This window comes from Calidithermus chliarophilus DSM 9957, from assembly GCF_000430045.1.
Classification (GTDB): domain Bacteria; phylum Deinococcota; class Deinococci; order Deinococcales; family Thermaceae; genus Calidithermus; species Calidithermus chliarophilus.
This window is the reverse complement of sequence record NZ_KE387027.1, coordinates 498,909-502,488: the sequence shown is the minus strand read 5'-3', so window position 1 is coordinate 502,488 and position 3,580 is coordinate 498,909. Positions and strand designations below refer to the sequence as shown.

Genomic DNA, 3,580 nt, shown 5'->3' with positions numbered 1-3,580 from the left:
CGGGCCGCTCGAGCGGCCCGCTCACCTCGAGGCGGCGTTCACTACGCCGGGGCCTGCGGCACCTCCCGGACCCGGCGCAGGAGGAAGGTAGCCCCCACCCCCGCCACCAGGGCGAGCAAGCCGAAGGCGGCATAGCCCAGGGGCTGCACGTAGCCGGGGACCTCACGGGCGAAGCCGTCGCCGAACTCGACCCGCACCGCCTGGACCGCGCCGCCGGCGCGGGTGAAGCGCCCCTGGCCGACGAAGCCGGCCTGGCCGGTGCCGAAGTGCACGTAAAACACCCAGGCGCCGTCCCGGGGGAAGGCGTACTCCATGCGGTACAGCCCGGGCTCGACCGGGCGCAGGACCCGGCGGTGGTGCAGGCCCCGCTGCTCGAGGGAGGTCAGCGAGAGGTACAGCTCGCCGCGGCCCGCGACGTCGTGGGGCTCGAGGCGCATCTCGATGGTGGTGCTGCCCGGGCCGGGGGTGAAGGTCAGGGTGCCGACGGGGGCGTGGCGGTCGGGGAGGGGGTTCTGGCCGTCGCCGTGGGCCAGGGCCACGCCCAGCAGCCCCAGCAGCGCGGCCAGGGTGAGCCAGCGCCGCCTCATGCCCTCACCTCCCGGCCCTTCAGGCTCCCGGCCACCGCCGCCCCGGCCCAGCCCGCGAGGGCCGAAAGGACCAGGGCAGGAGCCACCGCCGTCGCCATCACCGCGCCGTACCAGACGATCCCGTCGCCCAGCCCCACCAGCAGCCAGTTGCTCAGCAGCGTGACGCCCCCGGCCACCAGCCCGACCAGCCAGGGGGCCGTGCCGTACCGCAGCAGCCCGTCCACCGCCAGGGCGCTCAGCAGCAGCAGCGGGATCATCGGGCGGCTGTCGCCGGCGAGGCCGAGGCTCGAGGTGCCGATGAGGAAGCCGGCGAAGGCCAACCGGATCGCGCTGAACGCCAGGGTCACCCAGGTGGCCGACCAGGGGCGCGGGGCCAGGCGGCCTGCCAGCACCATCAAGAAGGCCGGCAGCGCCGCCAGCAGCACCGGGTGGAAGAAGGAGGGGAACTGGGGCACGTTGAACTCGTACTCGGCCAGGTACAGGGTGCTCCAGCCCATCAGGACCGCGGCGAAGTAGAGGGTGAGGCCGCCGTAGAACTGCCGGCGGGCGGGGTCTTCGGCCAGGCGGCGCTCGATCCAGGCGCTCACCAGGGCGCCGAAGCCCCCCAGCGTCAGCCCCAGCAGGCCGATGAGGTGCATCGGGGCCCACAGGGTCAGGTCGGTGCCGAACAGGCGGTGCCACAGCTCGTCCATCGGGGCGAAGAGCAGCACCAGCGCCGCCCCCACCGCCACCATCAGCACCCCAGCGTGCAGGCGCAACCCCCGGAAGGGCAGGTGGAAGGGCGTGGCGCGGCGGTCGCGCCACAGCCCGTACAGGCTGGTGAAGAGCACCGCCGCCATCCCGGCGTACAGGAAGTTGTGGGGCAGGGTGAAGAAGGTGTCGCGGCCGATGTCGATGTGCCAGGCGATGTCCCAGTACACCCCCAGCAGGCCCGACAGGGCGCCGGCGGCCAACACCGGCAGCACCCCCAGGCTCCACAGGTCATGCGCTCGAGGCGCGGGTCGGCTCCGGCTGAGGTCTTGCAGGCTTCTCACGGCTTACTCCTTTCCGAGCGGGCGCACCGGCCCCTCGACCAGCTCGAGTATGTGAGTAAAGCCTCACCTTTTCAACTCGCATTTTGGGGCCAGCGGCCCGGCGAGCCCGACGCCCCTGCCGGGGGTATAATCCGAGCGAAGACTCACGTTTTAAGGAAGCCATGAACCCCTCATCCCCTGCCAACCTCCGCCGACTCCCCCGCCAGCTCCGCAGCCGGCGGCGGGTCAACCGCATCCTCGACGCCGCTGCCCAGCTCTTCGCCGAAGCCGGCTTCGAGGCCGCCACCACCAACGCCATCGCCGAGCGCGCCGGGATCTCCATCGGCTCGCTCTACCAGTACTTCCCCAACAAGGCCGCGCTGTTCCGGGCGCTGTGCGAGCGGTACGAGCGGGAGTCGCTGGCGGCGCTGGGCGCGGTGCTCACCCCCGATCTGGCCCGCCTCGAGATCGGTGAGGTGGTCGAGCGGGTGGTGGCCGCGCTGCGGCAGAGCTACGGCACCAACCCCGGGCTGCTGCGCGTGCTGTTCCAGGGCCACCCGGCCCAGGGCCAGTGCGTGCCGCACTCGAGCTTCCGCGAGGCCATGGTGCACCAGGTGGACGGGCTGCTCGAGCTCCGCTGGCCCCGCCTGGCCCCCGACCGGCGGCGCCTGGTGGCCGAGGTGTGCGTGCAGGCCGCCGACGCGCTGTTCGACCTGGCCCTCAAGCTCGAGCGCGAGGCCGCCCACCGGGCGATGGACGAGCTCAAGCGGCTGCTGCTGGGCTACCTCGAGCCCCTCGACCGCGAGGTCGCCTAGACCACGGCCGCGGCGGCCGCCCGCCCCGCCACCCGCCCGCTGAAGACGCACCCGCCCAGGAAGGTGCCCTCGAGGGCGCGGTAGCCGTGCATGCCGCCCCCGCCGAACCCCGCCACCTCGCCCGCGGCGTAGAGCCCCGGGAAGGGCTCGCCCCCCTGCCGCAGCACCCGGCCCTGCAGGTCGGTCTCGAGGCCCCCTAGGGTCTTGCGCGTCAGGACGTTGAGCCGCACGGCGATGAGCGGCCCGGCGGCGGGGTCGAGCAGCCGGTGGGGCTTGGCCACGCGCACCAGCCGGTCACCCAGGTAGGCCCGCGCGGCCCGGACGGCGGCGAGCTGGGCGTCCTTGCCGAAGGCGTTGGCGAGCTGGGCGTCGCGGTCGCGCACCTCGCGCTCGACGACCGCGGGGTCGAGCCAGTCGGTCCCCGCCAGCTCGTTCATGCCGCGCACCAGCTCGGGCAGGGTGGGCCGCACCACGAAGTCGGCGCCGCGGTCCATGAAGGCCTGCACCGGGGCCTGCACGCCCCCCACCACCCGCCGCAGCACCCCGCGCACGTCGCGCCCGGTGAGGTCGGGGTTCTGCTCGGAGCCCGAGAGGGCGAACTCCTTCTTGATGACGCGCCGGTTGAGCACGAACCAGGTGTAGGGGTAGCGGTTGCGGGTGATGTGCTGGAGGGTGGCCAGGGTGTCGAAGCCGGGGAAGTGCGGGAAGGGCAGGCGGCGGCCGTAGGGGTCGAGCCAGAGGCTCGAGGGCCCCGGCAGGATGCGGATGCCGTGGTTGGCCCACACCGGGTTCCAGTTGCGCAGCCCCTCGGTGTAGTGCCACATGCGGTCGGGGTTGATGACCCGCCCGCCCGCCTCCGCCACGGCGCCGAGCATGAGGCCGTCGACGTGCTCGGGCACGCCCGCGACCATGAACTCCGGCGCCGGACCCAGCCGCTCGAGGGGCCAGTTGCGCCGCACCAGGTCGTGGTTGCCGCCGATGCCGCCGCTCGCCACGATCACCGCCTGGGCGCCTAGGCTGAACTCGCCCACCACGGCGCGCGAACTGCGGGTGCCGCGCGGGGCGTCGCTGGCCTCGAGCACCTCCCCCACCACCCCCCTCACCACCCCGCCCTGCACCTCGAGGCCCCGCACGCGGTGCCGGAAGCGCAGCGAGACGAGGCCGC

Annotated in this window: 4 protein-coding genes; 1 reads left to right on the top strand and 3 read right to left on the bottom strand. The window is 73.8% G+C overall.

Annotation, left to right across the window (positions count from 1 at the left end):
* Window positions 1-41 precede the first annotated feature (41 nt).
* Together MEICH_RS0119425 and MEICH_RS0119420 are read right to left on the bottom strand one after the other, a co-directional pair.
* A complete protein-coding gene (locus tag MEICH_RS0119425) occupies window positions 42-587 on the bottom strand; it encodes a hypothetical protein (RefSeq protein ID WP_027893971.1) in 546 nt (181 codons plus the stop codon).
* Complete coding sequence (locus MEICH_RS0119420; RefSeq protein WP_157202919.1) at window positions 584-1,621, bottom strand: hypothetical protein; 1,038 nt, start codon at window positions 1,619-1,621, stop codon at window positions 584-586. The genes MEICH_RS0119425 and MEICH_RS0119420 overlap by 4 nt, the downstream gene beginning before the upstream one ends.
* Before the next feature lie 161 nt (window positions 1,622-1,782).
* Between MEICH_RS0119420 and MEICH_RS27445 the strand changes: the two genes are divergently transcribed.
* On the top strand, window positions 1,783-2,415 hold the full coding sequence (locus MEICH_RS27445; RefSeq protein ID WP_051304369.1) for a TetR/AcrR family transcriptional regulator: 633 nt from the start codon (window positions 1,783-1,785) through the stop codon (window positions 2,413-2,415).
* Here MEICH_RS27445 and MEICH_RS26165 read toward each other — a convergent pair.
* A partial coding sequence (locus MEICH_RS26165; protein WP_036219746.1) for an FAD-binding dehydrogenase occupies window positions 2,412-3,580 on the bottom strand: 1,169 nt, incomplete at its 5' end. The two genes, MEICH_RS27445 and MEICH_RS26165, sit on opposite strands and share 4 nt — an antisense overlap.

Bases quoted from the DNA above. Each gene is read 5' to 3' on its own strand.
- MEICH_RS0119425 (WP_027893971.1), bottom strand. From the start codon at position 587: ATGAGGCGGCGCTGGCTCACCCTGGCCGCGCTGCTGGGGCTGCTGGGC.
- MEICH_RS27445 (WP_051304369.1), top strand. From the start codon at position 1,783: ATGAACCCCTCATCCCCTGCCAACCTCCGCCGACTCCCCCGCCAGCTC.